This window comes from Streptomyces sp. NPDC002886 (assembly GCF_042888445.1).
Lineage (GTDB): Bacteria > Actinomycetota > Actinomycetes > Streptomycetales > Streptomycetaceae > Streptomyces.
Window position 1 is genome coordinate 292240 of record NZ_JBIAPV010000009.1, and the last position, 16231, is coordinate 308470.

Annotated in this window: 19 protein-coding genes and 1 pseudogene; 12 read left to right on the forward strand and 8 right to left on the reverse strand. The window is 71.0% G+C overall.

All coding sequences use genetic code 11. The features are described from left to right. Positions 1-13: 13 nt before the first annotated feature. Positions 14-1090, reverse strand: coding sequence for a tyrosine-protein phosphatase (locus ACFYYB_RS32455; RefSeq protein ID WP_389439882.1), 1077 nt, complete (start codon positions 1088-1090; stop codon positions 14-16). A gap of 286 nt (positions 1091-1376) precedes the next feature. Here ACFYYB_RS32455 and ACFYYB_RS32460 point away from each other — a divergent pair, with 286 nt between their 5' ends. The 5 genes from ACFYYB_RS32460 (at position 1377) to ACFYYB_RS32480 (ending at position 5160) form a co-directional block, all read left to right on the forward strand. Then, positions 1377-1754, forward strand: coding sequence for a peptidase inhibitor family I36 protein (locus ACFYYB_RS32460; protein ID WP_389439884.1), 378 nt, complete (start codon positions 1377-1379; stop codon positions 1752-1754). Positions 1755-1998: 244 nt separating this feature from the next. Beyond that, on the forward strand, positions 1999-3267 hold the full coding sequence (locus ACFYYB_RS32465; protein ID WP_389439886.1) for an ADP-ribosylglycohydrolase family protein: 1269 nt from the start codon (positions 1999-2001) through the stop codon (positions 3265-3267). Positions 3268-3410: 143 nt separating this feature from the next. Next, positions 3411-4271 carry a TIGR03619 family F420-dependent LLM class oxidoreductase gene (locus ACFYYB_RS32470; RefSeq protein WP_389439888.1) on the forward strand — a complete coding sequence of 287 codons (861 nt, stop codon included), beginning with the start codon at positions 3411-3413 and terminating at the stop codon, positions 4269-4271. Positions 4272-4351: 80 nt separating this feature from the next. Next, the gene (locus tag ACFYYB_RS32475; protein ID WP_389439890.1) at positions 4352-4600 is read left to right on the forward strand and encodes a hypothetical protein; all 249 of its coding nucleotides are present in this window, start codon (positions 4352-4354) and stop codon (positions 4598-4600) included. Then, positions 4597-5160 carry a hypothetical protein gene (locus ACFYYB_RS32480; protein WP_389439892.1) on the forward strand — a complete coding sequence of 188 codons (564 nt, stop codon included), beginning with the start codon at positions 4597-4599 and terminating at the stop codon, positions 5158-5160. The genes ACFYYB_RS32475 and ACFYYB_RS32480 overlap by 4 nt, the downstream gene beginning before the upstream one ends. On the opposite strand, the gene ACFYYB_RS32485 is transcribed toward ACFYYB_RS32480, so the two are convergent. Beyond that, positions 5150-5590 (reverse strand): ATP-binding protein, encoded by a 441-nt coding sequence (locus tag ACFYYB_RS32485; protein WP_389439894.1) that lies wholly within the window; start codon positions 5588-5590, stop codon positions 5150-5152. The genes ACFYYB_RS32480 and ACFYYB_RS32485 overlap by 11 nt on opposite strands. 128 nt (positions 5591-5718) lie before the next feature. On the opposite strand from ACFYYB_RS32485, the gene ACFYYB_RS32490 reads away from it, so the two are divergent. The 4 genes from ACFYYB_RS32490 (at position 5719) to ACFYYB_RS32505 (ending at position 8131) form a co-directional block, all read left to right on the forward strand. Continuing rightward, the gene (locus ACFYYB_RS32490) at positions 5719-6555 is read left to right on the forward strand and encodes a helix-turn-helix domain-containing protein (RefSeq protein WP_389439981.1); all 837 of its coding nucleotides are present in this window, start codon (positions 5719-5721) and stop codon (positions 6553-6555) included. Beyond that, a complete protein-coding gene (locus tag ACFYYB_RS32495) occupies positions 6552-6737 on the forward strand; it encodes a DUF397 domain-containing protein (protein ID WP_389439896.1) in 186 nt (61 codons plus the stop codon). Before ACFYYB_RS32490 ends, ACFYYB_RS32495 begins: the two co-directional genes overlap by 4 nt. Positions 6738-6800: 63 nt before the next feature. Further along, entirely contained in the window at positions 6801-7421 is a 621-nt protein-coding gene (locus ACFYYB_RS32500) for a hypothetical protein (protein WP_389439898.1), read from the forward strand. 68 nt (positions 7422-7489) lie between these two features. Then, the gene (locus ACFYYB_RS32505) at positions 7490-8131 is read left to right on the forward strand and encodes a gamma carbonic anhydrase family protein (RefSeq protein WP_389439900.1); all 642 of its coding nucleotides are present in this window, start codon (positions 7490-7492) and stop codon (positions 8129-8131) included. 7 nt (positions 8132-8138) lie between these two features. Here the strand turns inward: ACFYYB_RS32505 and ACFYYB_RS32510 are convergent, their stop codons facing one another. Continuing rightward, on the reverse strand, positions 8139-8693 hold the full coding sequence (locus ACFYYB_RS32510; RefSeq protein WP_389439902.1) for a GNAT family N-acetyltransferase: 555 nt from the start codon (positions 8691-8693) through the stop codon (positions 8139-8141). 137 nt (positions 8694-8830) lie between these two features. After that, complete coding sequence (locus ACFYYB_RS32515; RefSeq protein ID WP_389439904.1) at positions 8831-10543, reverse strand: FG-GAP repeat domain-containing protein; 1713 nt, start codon at positions 10541-10543, stop codon at positions 8831-8833. A gap of 290 nt (positions 10544-10833) precedes the next feature. On the opposite strand from ACFYYB_RS32515, the gene ACFYYB_RS32520 reads away from it, so the two are divergent. From ACFYYB_RS32520 to ACFYYB_RS32530, 3 genes are all read left to right on the forward strand, one after another. Continuing rightward, positions 10834-11472: a LysE family translocator gene (locus tag ACFYYB_RS32520; RefSeq protein WP_327306224.1), complete on the forward strand. Its 639-nt coding sequence runs from the start codon at positions 10834-10836 to the stop codon at positions 11470-11472. Positions 11473-11520: 48 nt separating this feature from the next. Continuing rightward, a complete protein-coding gene (locus ACFYYB_RS32525; RefSeq protein ID WP_389439906.1) occupies positions 11521-12099 on the forward strand; it encodes a hypothetical protein in 579 nt (192 codons plus the stop codon). A gap of 61 nt (positions 12100-12160) precedes the next feature. Next, positions 12161-12559, forward strand: coding sequence for a VOC family protein (locus ACFYYB_RS32530; protein ID WP_389439908.1), 399 nt, complete (start codon positions 12161-12163; stop codon positions 12557-12559). A 75-nt stretch (positions 12560-12634) separates the two neighbouring features. Here the strand turns inward: ACFYYB_RS32530 and ACFYYB_RS32535 are convergent, their stop codons facing one another. The 4 genes and pseudogenes from ACFYYB_RS32535 to ACFYYB_RS32550 form a co-directional block, all read right to left on the reverse strand. Further along, positions 12635-13423: a DUF4239 domain-containing protein gene (locus ACFYYB_RS32535; protein ID WP_389439910.1), complete on the reverse strand. Its 789-nt coding sequence runs from the start codon at positions 13421-13423 to the stop codon at positions 12635-12637. 43 nt (positions 13424-13466) lie between these two features. Continuing rightward, positions 13467-13769 (reverse strand): annotated as a pseudogene (locus tag ACFYYB_RS32540) (winged helix-turn-helix transcriptional regulator); the annotation flags it as partial. 277 nt (positions 13770-14046) lie between these two features. Next, on the reverse strand, positions 14047-14343 hold the full coding sequence (locus ACFYYB_RS32545; RefSeq protein WP_389439912.1) for a hypothetical protein: 297 nt from the start codon (positions 14341-14343) through the stop codon (positions 14047-14049). 152 nt (positions 14344-14495) lie between these two features. Next, complete coding sequence (locus ACFYYB_RS32550; RefSeq protein ID WP_389439914.1) at positions 14496-16070, reverse strand: APC family permease; 1575 nt, start codon at positions 16068-16070, stop codon at positions 14496-14498. Positions 16071-16231 lie beyond the last annotated feature (161 nt).

A 16231-nucleotide genomic window follows, 5' to 3' on the forward strand; every position in this document is an offset into this window, starting at 1 on the left:
CGGCCCCCTCGGCCTAGCCGACCAGGAGGTCCTTCTTGAGCTGCTTCAGCTCGCGGCCGTCGATGCCGAGGCCGTCCTCGAGGTAGGCGTCGAAGCTGCCGAACTTCGCGGTGACCTCGTCGTACCCGGCGTTGAGGTACTCGGCGCGGACGTCGAGCATCGGCTTGTACACGGCGGCCTGCGCGGCCGGGAGGTGCGAGAGGATCGCGTCGTTGGCGGCCTTGCGGTAGTCGTTGCTGGCCAGGTAGTCGGCCATCACGGTCTCGCTCGGCACGCCGAGGGCGGTCAGCAGGGAGGCGTTGGCCCAGCCCGTACGGTCCTTGCCCGCGGTGCAGTGGAACAGGACGGAGCGGTTGCGGTCGCGCTCGATGCCCTCGAACACCTGGGTGTAGGCCTTCTTGCCGCCCTCCCCGCTGACCATCGCCTTCTCGGCGTCGACCATGGCCTTGACGGCCTCGTCGGGGGTCTTGGGCATGGCCTGGAAGGAGCCGGAGCCGGCGAAGACGTCGGCGACGACGTAGTGCGCGCCGGCCGGGACCTTGTCCACGTCCTTGGTGCGCTCGCTCTCCATGCGGAGGTCGAAGACCGTCTTCACGCGCAGGCGCTGGAGCTTGGCGAGGTCGTTGTCGGTGAGCTTGTTCAGGGCGTCGGAGCGGTAGATCTCGCCCATCTTGACCCACTGGCCGTTGGTGGTGCGGTAGCCGCCCGCGTCACGGAAGTTGGCGGTGCCCTCCAGCTTGATCAGCCGGTCGGCGAGGCGCAGCCCCTGACCGCGCTCGGGCTCGAAGTCGAACCACTGCCGGTCGGCCGCGGGCAGCCCGCCGACCACGGCCGCGCCCTGGGCGCCGCCCCGGGCGACGACCTTGCCGTTCGCCCTGATCTCCACGCGCTTGGTGCCCTTGGCGTTCCACTTCAGCGTGTACGCCCCGTCGGCACCGGCGGTGACGGTGGCCTCGGTGAAGGGGATGGAGTTGCCGTGGTGGTTGCCCCAGGGGAAGTCCCACCCGTGGGCGGAGGCGGCGGGGGCCGCGACGATGGCGACGGTGAGCGTGGAGGCGACGACGGTCGCGGCGAGCAGTGCCTTCTTCATGCCCCGAGACTCTTGGCCTCCGAATAACGCCGCATGAACACGGCATGGCCGAAACCAGCCAACGGGAAGGCGACTGTCAAAACGTGCCATGCGCCGGGTCGGCAGGGGAACGAGAGCCGGTACTCGCCGATGACAGCCGGGAAGAAACGTCACGTCTATATGCGTAAAGGGCAGATGCCCCTTTATGAGCCACAAAAGGGCTTGTTCTCGCGCTCGGCTCCCGGCATCCGGATGCTCTAGTGGAGGGAAGGAATCCACATGTTCCCGACCAAAGGCGGATCTTGTGATGTCAACGCGACGCTCCCTCCTCACCTTCACGGCCGCTGCGGGCCTGGCCATGTCCGCGGCACTCACCGCACCGGCGGCGGCGGCACCCGCCGCCGAGACGCCCTGGCGGAACTGTGAGGTCGGCGAGTTCTGCGTCTACGAGCACGACAACGGATACGGCGGAGCGGCGTACTTCCGCAGCGGCACCGACAACCTCGGCGACTACCGCCTGAACGACAAGGTCTCCTCGGTATGGAACAGGACCGGCAAGACGGTCTGTACGTACCTGGACACCAACAAGCAGGGCTCCACGTGGCCGGTGGGCAACTGGAAGGGCAACACCTCCCAGTACAACCGGAACGACAACATCAGCTCCCTGTGGGTCACGGCCTGCTGAGCCCGCCGCCCGGCTAGGACGCCCGGCTACGACGCCCGGCTGGAACACCCGGCCAGAACCGCCCGTGGGTGCCGAAGTACCGCGCCCGCGGGCTCCCCCGCTCTTCCGCACCCCCGGAGGACCGGCGGAATCCAGCCGTTCCACGCCCCCATACCGCCCCCACGACCGACTACTTCCGGACCCGATCGGTACTGTCCACTACAGTGCCCGCCAGAGCACGCGCGTGCAGTCCGGGGGGATCGACATGGACACGGCGACGGAAACGTCCGGGGAGCAGCAGAGCAGGCCCGAGGCCGCCCCGCCCCTCCAGGCGGCGCCCGCACCCCAGGGCGGAGCCACCCTCGGAGCCACCAGCCTCGGCCCCGCCACCGGCCCCGCCGCCGGCGCCACCCTGGGCGGCCGCGCCGCCGTCACCACCGGCCTCTGGGGCCGCACCGAGCAGCAGGACTTCCGTAGCCGCGTCAGGGGAACCCTCCTCGGCTCGGCCATCGGCGACGCCCTCGGCGCACCCGTCGCCCCCCTCTCGCTCCCCGAGCTCCTCGAAACCCACGGCCCGGCGGGCCTCACCGAACCGACGGCCCCCCGCGCCCGGGTCACCGCCGCCACGCAGCTCGGCCTCTTCACCCTGGACGGCCTGATACGGGCCCACGTACGCCGGGACACCGGCGCCTGGCACCCGCCGACCGACGTGCACCGCGCCTACCTCCGCTGGGCCCTCACCCAGAGCGACTGGGGCCCCGACGAGCGCCGCGAGGACAACGGCTGGCTCGCGCAGGAGGAGTGGCTCTACGCCCGACGCTCCCCCGCCCGCTCCTGCCTGACCGGCTTCGCCGACGGAGTCCTCGGCACGCTCGCCCAGCCGAAGAACCCGACCGCCGTGGACCCCGGCGCCGCCACCCGCTCCGCCCCCTTCGGACTGCTGGTCGGCTGGGAGTCGGCCCTGGTGCTCCAACTCGCCGTCGAATGCGCCGTACAGAGCCACGGGCACCCCACCGCGTACCTGTCGGCCGGCGCGCACTCCGTCATCGTCCACGGCCTGACCCGCGGCGAGTCCCTCGACTCCGCCGTCCAGCGCGCACTGGGCCTGCTCGGCGTCCGCCCCGGCCACCAGCCCGTCACCGACGCCCTGCAGCGCGCGCTCGGCGCCGTCACCACGGGCGTCCCCTCACCGCAGGCCATCGAGGACCTGTCCCCCGGCCAGGGCCGCTCCGCCGAAGAGGTCCTCGCCATCGCCGTGTACTGCGCCCTCGTCGCCGAGAACGTGGCGCACGGCCTGCGCCTCGCCGTGAACCACGGCGGCGACTCCGCGGCCACCGGCGCCCTGTGCGGCTCCCTGCTCGGCGCCCAGCACGGCGAAACGGCACTCCCCGCGGCCTGGCTCGCCGGCCTCGAGGGCCGGGCCACGGTCCTGGAACTCGCCGACGACTTCGCCCTGGAGATGACCCAGGGCCCCGCCCTGCACGGCCCGACGGCCACCTCCACCGGCTGGCTGACCCGCTACCCGCGGGGCTGACACCGGAGGAACCCCCTCGGTCTCCGCCCCGCCCCGGGCCAACTCGGCCTCCCGCCCCGCGCCATGGCCGACGCACGCCCCTGCCCTCCGCACGCGCGAAGCCGTACTTTGGCCCTCCCCAGACCACGGAGGTGTCAGCACACATGCGGATCGCCACGACCGTCTTCCTCACCGACCGCACCATCGCTCCCGTCCCCCTCGCCCGCGCCCTGGAGGAACGCGGCTTCTCGGGGCTCTACCTCCCCGAGCACACCCACATCCCGGTCAGCCGCGTCACCCCGGCCCCCATGGGCGGCGAGCTCCCGGAGATGTACGGGCGCACCCTGGACCCCTTCGTCGCCCTCGGCCAGGCCTCCGCCGTCACCGAGCGGCTCCACCTCGGCACCGGCATCACCCTCGTCGCCCAGCACGACCCCATCGACCTCGCGAAACAGGTCGCCACGCTGGACCACCTGTCCGGCGGCCGCGTCACCCTCGGCATCGGCTACGGCTGGAACGTGGAGGAGGCCGCCGACCACGGAGTCGAGTGGCGCACCCGGCGCGAGCTGGTCCGCGACCGCATGGCCCTGATGCGGAGCCTGTGGTCCCCGCACCCCACGGCGTACGTCGGCCAGTTCTCCTCCGTCCAGGCCAGCTCGGCCCACCCCAAGCCGGCGCAGACCCCCCGCGAACTCGCCCCGGGCGTCCCCCTGTACGGCCCCCGCACCCTGATCGGCGGCCAGGCGGGCCCGAAGCTCTTCGCAGCGATCGCCGACCACAGCGACGGCTGGCTCCCGATCGGCGGAGGCGGCCTCACGGAGTCCCTCCCGGCGCTGCGCCAGGTCTGGGAGGCCGCGGGCCGCGACCCCAAGTCCCTCCAGGTGGTCCCGTACGCCGTCCAGCCCACCCCCGGCAAGATGTCCCACTACGCCGACCTGGGCATCGAGGAAGTCGTCCTCCAGCTCCCCTCGGAGGGCGAGGCGGAGATCCTGCGGATCCTGGACGACTTCGGGCAGTACCTCTAGCGGGGGGCCGGGGCGAGGTGAGGCCCCGGCCGGTCGAAACCCTGTGGCACCGAGGCGCCGACCACGGCGAACATGACCTCATGCCGGGCCAACGCAAGCGCGCACGCAGCAGGATTCGAGCCACCCAGCGGACGGCGGACGCCCGCGGCCGCTGGGAGCCGCTGTTCTCGACGACCGAGGAGTCGGAGGTCCGGGCGTACGTCGCCCGCCTGCGGGCCGACGGCACCGCCACCGACCCGTCGCAGCTCCGCATCGACCTCTTCTGCAGCCGCCTCGAGCATCCGTCGACCTACCAGGTCAGCCTGTTCGTCCCGGAGGGCTCGGCATGAGCGAGGACACGGACGGCACGGCCGACCTGTGGGAGGGCCTCCCTGAGGGCATCCGCCGCCAGGTGGACGGGTACGTCCTCCAGGACCGCCTGATGTACGCCGTCCGCGTGGTCTGGGAGGCCCGCCGCGCCCAGGGTGTGGGCCTCTACGAGGCCCAGGAGCTGGTCTCCGACCGCTACGTCCACTTCGGCGACCGGGTGGCCCGCACCCCCGACTGCCCGCTCGACCTGGAGTCGCTGGCCGCCATCGCCTCCGGCATCCGGGCCCGGGTGGTGGCGATCGAGGCCGTCTGGGACGGGGACACGATCCACGACTGGTTCGTGCGACTGCTCGCCGTGACGGAGGAACCGGCCGGGGAGCACGCGCTGGCGACCGTGTACCGGGGCACGGGCGCCCGCGCCCTCGAAGCCGAAGGCGCCGACCCCGGCCCCCTGGACCCCCACGCCGCCGCGGCCACCCGCGCCGGCACGGCCCTGGCGGCCCACCTCGGAGTCCCGTTCCACTTCGCGAGCCCGGACAGTCCGGACGACAGCGCACCGCGGTGGCGGGCTACACCATGACCGCGCCCAGGAGGCGCAGCTCCGCCCAGACCGTCTTCCCGACCACCCGGTCCCTGACCCCCCAGTCGGTGGCGACGGCATCGACGATGCGCATCCCGTAGCCGGTCTCGGCCCCGTACTCGTTCGGCCGCACGGCCGGCCGGCGGTCCCGCCGGGCATCGGACACCTCGATGCGCAGCGCCCCGGGGAGCAGGCTCATCCGCAGCTCGAAGTCCCGCCCCTGGACCCGCCCATGGGTCACCGCGTTGGCGGCGAGCTCCGCGACGAGCAGCCCCGCGTCCTCGGAGAGCCCGCCACGGTCGGGGATCCCCCAGTCGTGCAGCTCGACGAGCGCCAGCTGCCGGGCGAGGCGGGCGCCGCGCAGGGTGGAACTGAAACGCTGAGTGAACGTGCGTGCGATGGCTTGGGCGGGGCCCGAGGGTGTGGTCATGGGAGCAAAGTCCCGTGTGGGGTGGGGTGTTCCCCAGCAAGCGAACCGCTACTTTTCATCTGTACGAGTTCGCGCTCTGGACAGTCTCGGTCACTGACGGTGAACATGTTGCCGGGGAGGTGACCTCCATGGCGAGTGTCGATGACAGCGGTGACAACGAGGCCGGGACAGACCCCGACCTGCGCAACTTCGGCGAGACGGTCAAGGCCTTCAGGAAACGCGCCGGCCTGACCCAGGAGCAACTGCACCCACTGATCAGGTACTCCGTGCAGTACATCGGGTCGGTGGAACAGGGCCGGCGGCATCCGTCCACGAGGTTCGTGGACCGGGTGGAGGAGGTGCTCGACGCCTTCGGCGTCATCCGCATCGCCGCGAAGCAGCTGACGCGGCGGCGGGGGTTGGCGAAGTGGTTCCGGCGGTGGGCGGAGCTGGAGGAGGACGCGGTCGCCCTCAACACGTACGAGTGCCGGTCGATTCCGGGCCTGTTGCAGACGGAGGCCTACGCCCGGGCCCAGATCCGGGACGTCCCACCACTGGCGACACCGGAACAGGTGGAAGCACGCATCATCTTCCGCCTGACCCGGCAGGCGGTGCTCCTCAAGACCCCGTACGTCGCCTTCAGCTTCATCGTCGAGCAGTCGGTGATCGAGCGGCGGACGGGCGGGGTCGAGGTGACCCGCGAGTTGATCGACCACCTGCTGGAAATGGGGAGGCTGCCGAATGTGGATCTGCAGGTCATGCCTACGGTCAGTCCGGAGCATGGGGGCTCCGATGGCTCCTTCCAACTCCTCGAAACCGAAGAACACGATTGGCTGGGATACAGCGAGGGCCAGAAGACGGGCCGGGTCATCTCCGGCCCGAAAGACGTCAGCGACCTCCACCAGCGGTATGCCAAACTTCGCATCCAGGCCCTCAACCCGGCCGACAGCGCGGGCCTGTTGATGCGAATGCGAGGATCCCTGTGAACAGCTCCCAGCTCCGGTGGTTCAAGAGCAGCTACAGCGGCAGCGAGGGCGACAGCTGCGTCGAGATCGCCAGCTGCGCCGACTCCGTCCACGTCCGGGACTCCAAGGTGACGGCCGGCCCCGAGTTGGCGGTGTCACCCCGGTCCTGGGCCGCGTTCGTGGGTGGGGTCACGGAGGCCTGAGCTGCGGGTTGGTGATTTAGTGAGGCCCTTCAAGAACTTTTGAAGGACCGAACGGAGCACGAAATGAAGGCCGTTGCATGGGAAACCGTGTGTGTGGTGGCGCTGGTGGCAACGCTGACCGGCTGCGGCGGTAGCGCGGATCCGGATGCGGCCGCGGCCGTGGGCGTGACCGGAATCGACGGCGGGAAGGGGAAGGCCTCCGGCCCGCTGTCCGCGGAGCAGGTCCGGTCCGCACTGCCGACCAACGAGAGACTCGGGGCCGTCTTCGTCGGCGACGACTTGGTGGCGTTCGAGGGAGAGCCGGCGAGCCAGGCCTGCGCCGAGGAAACCGGCATCACGTGTGACGGTGTGGTGGCCGCGGGCCACAAGGAGGCTGCGGTCAGGGGGGACGCGAGCGACGACAGGGTCGAGTTCACCCTCTTCTCGTTCGACTCCCAGCAGGGCGCGAGTGCCGCGGTGAAGGGCCTTGTGGCCAAGAGGAGCAGCTACGAGCCCGCACCCACGCCGACGAAGCTCGATGTCGGCGCGGACGAAACCAATGCGCTCAGCAGCGGCAGGGGCAGCACCGAGGTCATCATGCGCGTCGGCAAGGTCTTGGCGTACGTGAAGGTGGGCATGACCGACCTCGAAGACGCGAAGCAGATGTCCACGATTCAGGTCGACCTGCTCAAGAAGGCCGCCTGACGGTCCCGGCGGACGCGACGTCGGAAATCCGCCAGCGTGCGCGCGGTCGGCCGGGCGAGAATCCGCGCATGAGCGCTGAATCGCAGGGAATCCGCATCCGGCACCGCGGGCACGAACCGCAGGTCCATCCCACCGCCTACATCGCCCCGACGGCCACGCTCGTCGGTGACGTCCGCGTGGGTCCGAGGGCGCGGGTGATGTACGGCGCGGTCCTCGATGCCGAGGGGTCTCGGATCGAGGTCGGGGAGGCGGCGGTGATCTGCGAGAACGCGGTCTTGCGCGGGTCGGCGGTCGCCGGCGATCAGCCGGTGCTCGTCGGCGACCACGTCTTCGTGGGGCCGCACGCCACGCTGCTGGGCTGCGAGGTCGGCCGGTGCGCCTACGTGGCGACCTCGGCGACCGTCCTGCAGTGCGCACGGTTGGGGGCGGGCTCGGTCGTCGCCGTCGGCGCGCTCGTCCACGCACGCACCGTTCTGCCGGACGAGTTCTTCGTGCCGCCGCACACCGTGGCGCTCGACGCGCCGGTGCGGCTGCTGGCCCCTGGCGATCCGGGCCTGGCCGAGGCCATCGGGCGGGTGGGCTTCGCGCAGGTGGCGTTCGGCGTCGACGCGGAGTGGACCGACCGGATCAGCCGGTACGAGCGCGTCGCGGAGGTCCGTGTCGCCGAGTTCGGCGCGCACGCGGACGATGAGGTTCTGGACCTCGGCTAGCGCCGCATCAGCGACCCTCGTCCTGCGGTGGGACCGGCGCCCAGTCCTTGGCCAGGAGGCCGAGGAGGACCTCGTCCAGGAACTCGCCCATCACCCAGGCCGAGGAGCGCAGGACGCCCTCGCGGACGAACCCGTTGCGCTCGGCGGACCGGAGCATCGGCTCGTTGTCCGCGAGGGTCTCGATCTGCAGTCGGTGCAGGCCGCGTACGACGAATCCGTAGTGGCACAGGACCGCGACCACGTCGGTGCCGTAGCCCTTGCCCCGTGCGGACGGCAGCAGCCCGAGCCCGACGTGCCCGGACCGGTTGTGGTTGTCGAGGCCCCACAGGGTCGCTGTGCCGACCAGCGCGCCGCTCTCCAGGTCCACCACGGAGAACGGAACGTGCCCCGGTGCGCTGTCGTCGACCAGGAACGGCAGGGCCTTCGAGCCGGCCATGAGCGGTCGCCACGGCTGCCCGGTGGCCCGGGAGGCCCCGGCCACGTCGTCGTGGAGACCGGCGTGCAGGACGGGGATGTCGTCCTCGTGGCGGGCCCTGAGCCCTACGGTGTTGCCTTTTAGCATGCACGCTTCCTATCCGACGGCACCGCACGGCAGCAACCGAATAGACCGCGGGCAGCTACGCCCGAGCCGGGACGCTCCTCCGGGTGGAGGGGCGCCCCGGCTCGGGGTTCAGCGGGTCAGTACTGTTTCAGGCTGGATCAGTACTGGTTCGGGTAGATCTGGTAGTTCGTGCCGATCTTGACGCGGCTCTTCAGCTTGCCCGTGCCGTACGAGTCGTAGCGCCACAGGACGCCCGCCGAGTCGGTGGCGAGGAGCTCGGCGCGGCCGTCTCCGGTGAGGTCGCCGGTGACGACGAGCTGCTTGTAGCCCTCGTAGCCGTAACCGACCTTGACGCGCGACTTGAAGGGGGCCGAGGGGACCCCGGTGCCGGCGTACAGGTACAGGTTGCCGGAGCCGTCGCGGGCCAGCAGGTCGGCGCGGCCGTCGCCCGTGAGGTCGCCGGCGCCGGTCAGCTTGTTGTAGACGCCCCAGCCGCCGCCGATCTTGATCTTGTTCTGGGTGCCGCCGACCCCGTTGCCCTGGAACAGGTACAGGTTGCCGGACGTGTCACGGCCCAGGAGGTCACCGGTGCCGTCGTTGCTGAGGTCACCCGGGGCGACCAGGGCGTTGAACGAGCCCCAGCCGAGGCCCTTGTAGTCACCGTTGATGTAGAGGGCGCCGTTGGAGGTCTGCTCCAGGATCGCGCTCGTGTTCTGGTTGGTGAACGAGGAGCCGAAGGTGACGTTGGCACCCTTCCAGCCGCCCGTGTCACTGATCTTGACGCGGCTGCTGAGGGTTCCGTTGTTCTTGGAGTAGTACCACCACAGCGTGCCGCCGGAGTCGCGGGCGGCCAGGTCGTTGCGCCCGAAGTCGGGGTTGCCGCCCTGCTGGGCGAAGAGGGTGGCGGCGTTCCACCCGGTGCTGCCGATCGCGCGCGGCTTGAAGGCGCCGGCGCCGTTGCCCTTGTAGACGTACACCTGGCCGGAGACGGTGCGGGCGATCATGTCGCCGTTGCCGTCGCCGTCGATGTCGTCCAGGCCCACGATCTGGTTGTACGCGTTCCAGCCGCTGCCGATCGTGCTGCGGGGCTTGAACGGGGCGCTGGTGCTGCCGGTGCCCAGGTAGGCGTAGAGGACGCCGGAGAAGTCGCGGGCGACCAGGTCGGCGATGCCGTCGCTGTTGATGTCGTTGGTGCCGACCAGCTGGTCGTAGGCCTGCCAGCCCGCGCCGATCTTGATGCGTCCCTTGAGGGGGGCGCTCGGGTTTCCGCTGCCGGGGTAGAGGTAGAGGACGCCGTCCGGGGTGCGGGCCAGCAGGTCGACCTTGCCGTCGCGGTTGATGTCGCCGGGGGCGAACACCTTGTTGTAGATGCCCCAGCCGCGGCCGGACCAGGCCCGGCTCTGCCCGTCCTCGATGAACTGGGAGCGGAAGAGGGTCAGTTCGCCGTCGGCCGTGAGGGTCAGGAGGTCGGTCTGGTAACCGCCGTCGACCTTGCCGAACGGGATGACGTCCTTGTAGTCGAGGTAGGAGCTCGCCTCGCCCACGCCGTACTTGAAGTGGTCGGTGGCGCCGCTGGCGTTCACGTAGTACGAGTCGTTGATCGCCTGGTAGAGCGAGTCGGGGATGTTGTCGCCGTCCACGTCGAGGCGCGGGGCAACGGTGGCGGCGGCGCGCAGGCCGGCGGAGGCCGCCTTCCGCTTCCCGGCGAGCGGGCCGAGGGGGGCCTCCGCCTTCGGGGTCGGGCGTACCACGGAGCCGTGGGAGTCGCCATCGGTGGCCGAGGCGGTTCCCGCCAGGGTCATGCCCGTGGCGAGGACGATGGCGGTGCAGACCGCGAGGCGGCCGGGGCGCATGTGGCGCGAGAAGTTCAAGGTCCCCCCTGGGACATAAGTGCTGGTCGGGGGGGCCGGTGCGCGCGATGGGCACTCGGTGGACGCAGTGGACGCGGCGGCGCGACTACGTCATCCCCCCGGATTCGTGCGTGCAGTGTACAGCCGCGCCAGGGGTGCTCTTGCGGGCCCCCGGGCCTGTACTGGAGGACCCTTGACTGCGAGGGGCCGTATGTCGTCCCATCTCTCGTTTTACCCGGCGGCGGGCTCGCCCCCCCCACCCGCGAAAAACCCCTTCCCCATCCCCCCACCCGTCCGGAACGATGAACCGCATGGTGTCCACTGACCGGCTCTTGGCGTTCGCCGCCATGTCCTTGCTGCTGATCCTCATCCCCGGGCCGAGCGTCCTCTTCGTCATCGGGCGGGCGTTGTCCCAGGGGTGGCGGGCCGCGCTGATCACGGTGGCCGGGAACACGCTGGGGGCGTACGTGCTCGTCGTCGCCGTGGCCTTCGGGGTGGGGTCGGTGGTGGAGCGGTCCGTGCTCGTGTTCACGGCGCTCAAGCTCGCGGGTGCCGCGTACCTCGTCTACCTCGGGATCAAGGCCTTCCGGCAGCGGCATGCGCTCCGTGCGGAGTTCGGGGCGGGCGCGGCCCGGTACGGGAACTGGCGGTCCCTGTGGGAGGGGTTCGCCGTCGGGGTGGCCAATCCGAAGACGATCGTGTTCTTCGCGGCCGTCCTGCCGCAGTTCGTGGACCGCGAGCAGGGTCACGTCACGGCCCAGATGCTCCTTCTCGGGCTCGTCTTCAACCTGATCGCCGTAGTCTGCGACAGCACCTGGGGCATGGTTGCCGCGACCGCGCGCAGCTGGTTCTCCCGGTCACCGCAGCGGCTCTCCGCCGTGGGCGGAGCCGGGGGGCTCGCGATGATCGGTCTGGGCGTGACCGTCGCCGTGACCGGGCGCAAGGACTGATCCGAAGCCTGTTCCGGAGCACGACCCGAAGACTTCCCAGGGGGAACGATGCGCGTCCGCTTACCGCTCGTACCGGCCGTCACCGCTGTCGCCACCGGCGCCGTCCTGCTCACCGGGTGTGCGGGGGACCCGGAGGTCGCCGCGCCGAAGACGAACGTGAGCTTCAAGCCCGTGCCGACCGCCACCGCTCCGACCCCCGGCAGCACGGCGCCGGTGAACCCCGGCCCGGGCGTGATCCAGTGGTACGGGACCGGCGGCGAGAAGCTGCTCCACGGGCTGATCTCCACAGCCCTGTCCGCCCGGGGCCAGCACCGGGACGGCAAGATCGTCATCGATCTCGGCCCCCTGTCGGACAGCCTGGAGGAGGCCCGGGGTTACACCGTCGCCTACATCCCCGAGCAGAAGACCCAGGCCGTCTGGACCGAGGCCCGCAAGCACCTCTCCTCCGGCCTGGGCACGGTGTTGAACGCGTCGGGACTGGGTGTGTCACGGACGAGCGAGGAGAAGGCCGCCGAAGCGGAGGCCATCGGCTGGGCGGAGATCGACGAGGGCATCAAGGGACTCAAGGAGACCGACGACCGGCTCCGCGCACTGGGCTGCATGCCGACCGCGGACCCCTGGAAGTAGCCCGCGGCGCCGGCCGAGGCCCTCTTCCGGCACCCGGGACCCCGCCCGTACCCTCTCTCCCATGATCGACGCACGCGCGCACATCCGGATCGCCCGGCCCTCCCTCGACCTCGCCGCCGCCGAGCGGTTCTACGTGGGCGGGCTCGGGCTCGACGTGCAGTGGCGCTCCACCGAGCGGGTCTCGGGGGAGCACGACCTGCTGATGGTCGGTCCCCTCGGGGGCGGCTGGCACTTCGAGCTGACCCACGACCCCGAGAACCCGGTGGCGCCCTCACCCACCGCCGACGACCTCTTCGTCGTCTACCTGGGCGCGGAGCCCGACGAGGCCCTCGTGCAGCGGCTCGTCGAGCACGGCGGTACCCGTACGCCCGCGCACAACCCCTACTGGGACACCTACGGGGTCACCGTCCTCGACCCCGACGGCTACCGGCTCGTCCTGTCCTCCCGCACCTGGGGCTGAGCGGCCGCGGGGAGGGCCCGGTGTCCCCGGTGGGCACGCGGACGTTCACCTGTTCAAGTCGCCGTAGACCTGCGGTCAGCGCCAGAACTGCGCCAGTGCCGCGTCCTTGAAGGGCGCCGGGCTCACGCTCAGTTCACCGGCGAAGGGGCGGTCGAGGGCCATCACCAGCAGCAGGCTGAAGCCGATCAGCCCGGCCACCGCCGAGACGAACAGCAGCTGCATCTTCAGGCTCCGCAGCCCGAAGAGGAAGGTGAGCGGGAGGATCACCAACGCGCCTCCGTACACCAGCACTTGGAGCAGCGGCGGCAGCGAGGTCTCGGCCATCGTCACGCGTGCCCGGCGCTGCGCGGCCACGTCGTTGAGGCGGCCGACGGCCTCCCCGTAGAAGGTCTCGCTCCGGGGGCCGGAGGGCTCGTAGGCCTGGAGGGCCGTGTACAGGGCGTGCGTCTGGTCGGCGGTGGCCTCGTAGCTGGGCCGGCCCTCGCGCATGAGGGGCCACTGGATCTCGACGACGGCGTGCACGTAGTCCCCCACCGCCCGGTCCACGCGGGCGCGTTCGGCCGGCGGGAAGACCTCCGCGCTGCGGACGACCAGGGCGAGATCGGTGGCCTCGGTCGCGACGATGGTCTGGGTGTTCTCCAGTTGCGTCCACAGGGTGACGACGACGAAGGCGAGGATGATGCCGTAGATCGCGCCGAACATCCCCAGGGCCACCCCGACCATCTCGTTGTGGTCGCCGTCCGCGAGGTGCGGGAAGCGGCGGCGCGCGGCCACGCTGCCGCCGATGGCGAGGGCGACGAACCCGCCGACGAGCAGGACGCCGAGGAAGAACGTGCTGAGGTGATTGAGCAACCAGAGGATCATGTGCTGCCCAACGACCCCCCGGTCGGGAGGGACCGCCCCGAAATCAGCGCGAGCCGCTCGTACCGGGCGGGCCCGCCGCTCCCGCTTCTCGGGCGTCGAGCAGTTCGTCCCAGTGCTCCCGCGTCCAGTCGCACGCCGCGTCCAGGGGGCCCAGCAGTCCGCGGCCGAGCGGGGTGAGGGCGTACTCGACCCGGCGCGCCGGGGTCTCGTACTCCGTGCGCGCCACGAAGCCGTCGCGCTCCAGCCCCCGCAGGGACTGGGTGAGGGACTTGGCGGTGATCTCGCGCAGCGGGACCTTGAGCTCCGAGAAGCGGCGGGGGCCGTCCTGGAGGCAGCGCAGGATCACGAGGTGACCGGAGCCGGGCGGGGGACGGCGACTTCGCCCCGGCGGGATCGTCCGGGAGCGGGAGCTACGCCTTCGCCCCCGCTGTCGCCGGGGCCCGGATCCCGCACGCGGACTTCGCCCGGGCCGTCCTGGACGAACTGCTGGCCCCGACCGTGCACCGTACGCACGCGGGGGTGACGGGGGCATGAGCAGGACCAGCGGGACCGCGCGGACGGCCGGCCGCGAGGTCCCGCTGGTCCTGGTCACCCGGCGGGACGCCGCCACCCGCGGCCGAGCCTCAGCCGCGCACCTTCGGCGCCTTCGGCAGCCCGGACGACAGCGCGTTCCCGGCTCCGCCGAGGGAGGCGTCGGTGGCCTTCGAGGCGGACCCGGCGGCCGAGGCGGTGATCTCCACCGCCGTCTTCGCGTCCTTGACGGCGCCCCCGGGGTGGTCGACGATCTCGCCGACGCGCTGGGTGATCGGGGGCCCCTGGATGGCGGGCTCGTCGGCGGCGTGCGCGACGGCGGGGCTGAGGGCGAGGGCCGCCCCTCCGGTCAGGACGAGGGCGGTGAGGCTGCGCTTGATGGCGTTCATGCCCGTCCCAACGACCCCGCGCGCCTACGGGTCACCGCCCAGCCCCACCCACTCCGCGAATCGGCGAACGCCCGCGGCCCCGGATCGGAGGATCGATCCGGGGCCGCGGGCGTGCATGACACAGCGGGGGTGGGGGCGCGGGGGCCCCGGGGTCAGTCCTGGACCACCAGGGACGGGGTGGACTTCGTCAGGACCTCGCCGCGGAAGAAGGCCGGGCTGCGGCGTTCGGTGACGAACATGACGACCAGGCCGAGGAGCAGCAGGCCGACGCCGATGATGAAGACGCTGCCGACGCCGAAGACCGTGGAGCCGGAGCCGTACGACGGGTTCCACATGTCGATCAGGGTCTTGAAGAAGACCGTGGCGAGGAGCAGGCCGCCGAGGACCGGGAAGACGCCCTTGAAGAACAGGTCGCGGGTGGACTTGCGCAGCTCGCCGCGGAAGTACCAGGCGCAGGCGAAGGCCGTCAGCGAGTAGTAGAAGCAGATCATCAGGCCGAGCGCGAAGATCGTGTCGGTGAGGACGTTCTCGCTGAGCAGGGTCATCACGGTGTAGAAGACGCCGGTCGCGACGCCCGCCATGATCGTGGCGCGGCCGGGGGTCTTGAACTTCGGGTGGACCTTGGCGTAGGAGGGCGGCAGCGCCTCGTACGTGGACATGGCCAGGACCGTGCGGGCCACCGGGATGAAGGTGGTCTGCAGGGAGGCCGTCGCGGAGGCCAGGACGGCGACGAAGAGCAGGATGCCGAGCATCGGGCCCATGACCGGGCCGGCGAGGGCGGCGAAGACGTTGTCGGAGGTCTCCGGGTTGCCGAGGCCGAGGCCTTCGGTGCCGGAGCCGACGGCCATCTGGGCGGCGATGCCGGTGGCCAGGTACGAGCCGACGAGGACGACCATCGCGATGAGCGAGGCGCGGCCGGGGGTCTTGGCGGAGCCGGTGGTCTCCTCGTTGGTGGCCAGGCAGGCGTCCCAGCCCCAGTACATGAAGATCGAGAGCGAGAGTCCGGCGGTGAAGGCCGCCATGGACTCGACCGCGAAGGGGTTCATCCACTGCCAGGAGAAGTCCAGGCCGGTGTCGAAGGTGCCCGCGGAGGCCTTCTGGAAGGCCATCGCCACGAAGATCGCGAGGACGGCGAGCTGGAGGCCGACCAGCGCGTACTGGACGCCCTTGGTGGCCGTCATGCCGCGGTAGCTGATGGCGGTCGCGGCGGCGATCAGGGTGAGACAGGTGGCGATGTGGACGAGCTTGTTGTCGTCGAGCGCGGAGATCGCCGGGTTGTTCGTGATCTCGCCGAGCAGCAGCCAGAAGTACGAGGTGGCGACGCCGGCCAGGTTGGAGAGCACGATGATCGTGGCGATCACCAGGCCCCAGCCGCACATCCAGCCGATCCGCGGGCCGAAGGCCTTCACGGTCCAGGTGAAGGAGGTGCCGCAGTCCGGCATGGCCTTGTTGAGCTCGCGGTACGCGAAGGCGACCAGCAGCATCGGGAGGAACCCGGCCAGGAAGACGGCCGGCATCTGCACGCCGACCTCACCGGCGGTGGAGCCGAGGGTCGAGGTCAGGCAGTAGACGGGGGCGACGGTGGAGATGCCGATGACGGCGCTTCCCACGAGGCCGACGGAGCCCTTGCCGAGGCCCTTGCCCCGTACGTCACCGTCGGAGCCACCCCGGGGGGTGGCTCCGTTTACCGTGTCTCCGGCCTGGGGCCGGACGTCCAGCTGTGTCATACCTCAGGACGTTAGACGCTGCGTTTTCCACATCTGGAGGACTTAAGTCCGGATCCTCACACGGCCAAAGCCCTTGGAATCTCGAACCCGATCGTCTTCACGAGGATGTAATACAAGGTTCACAGGCCTGCCGATCATCGTTTCGGCAGGCCTGGACCTTT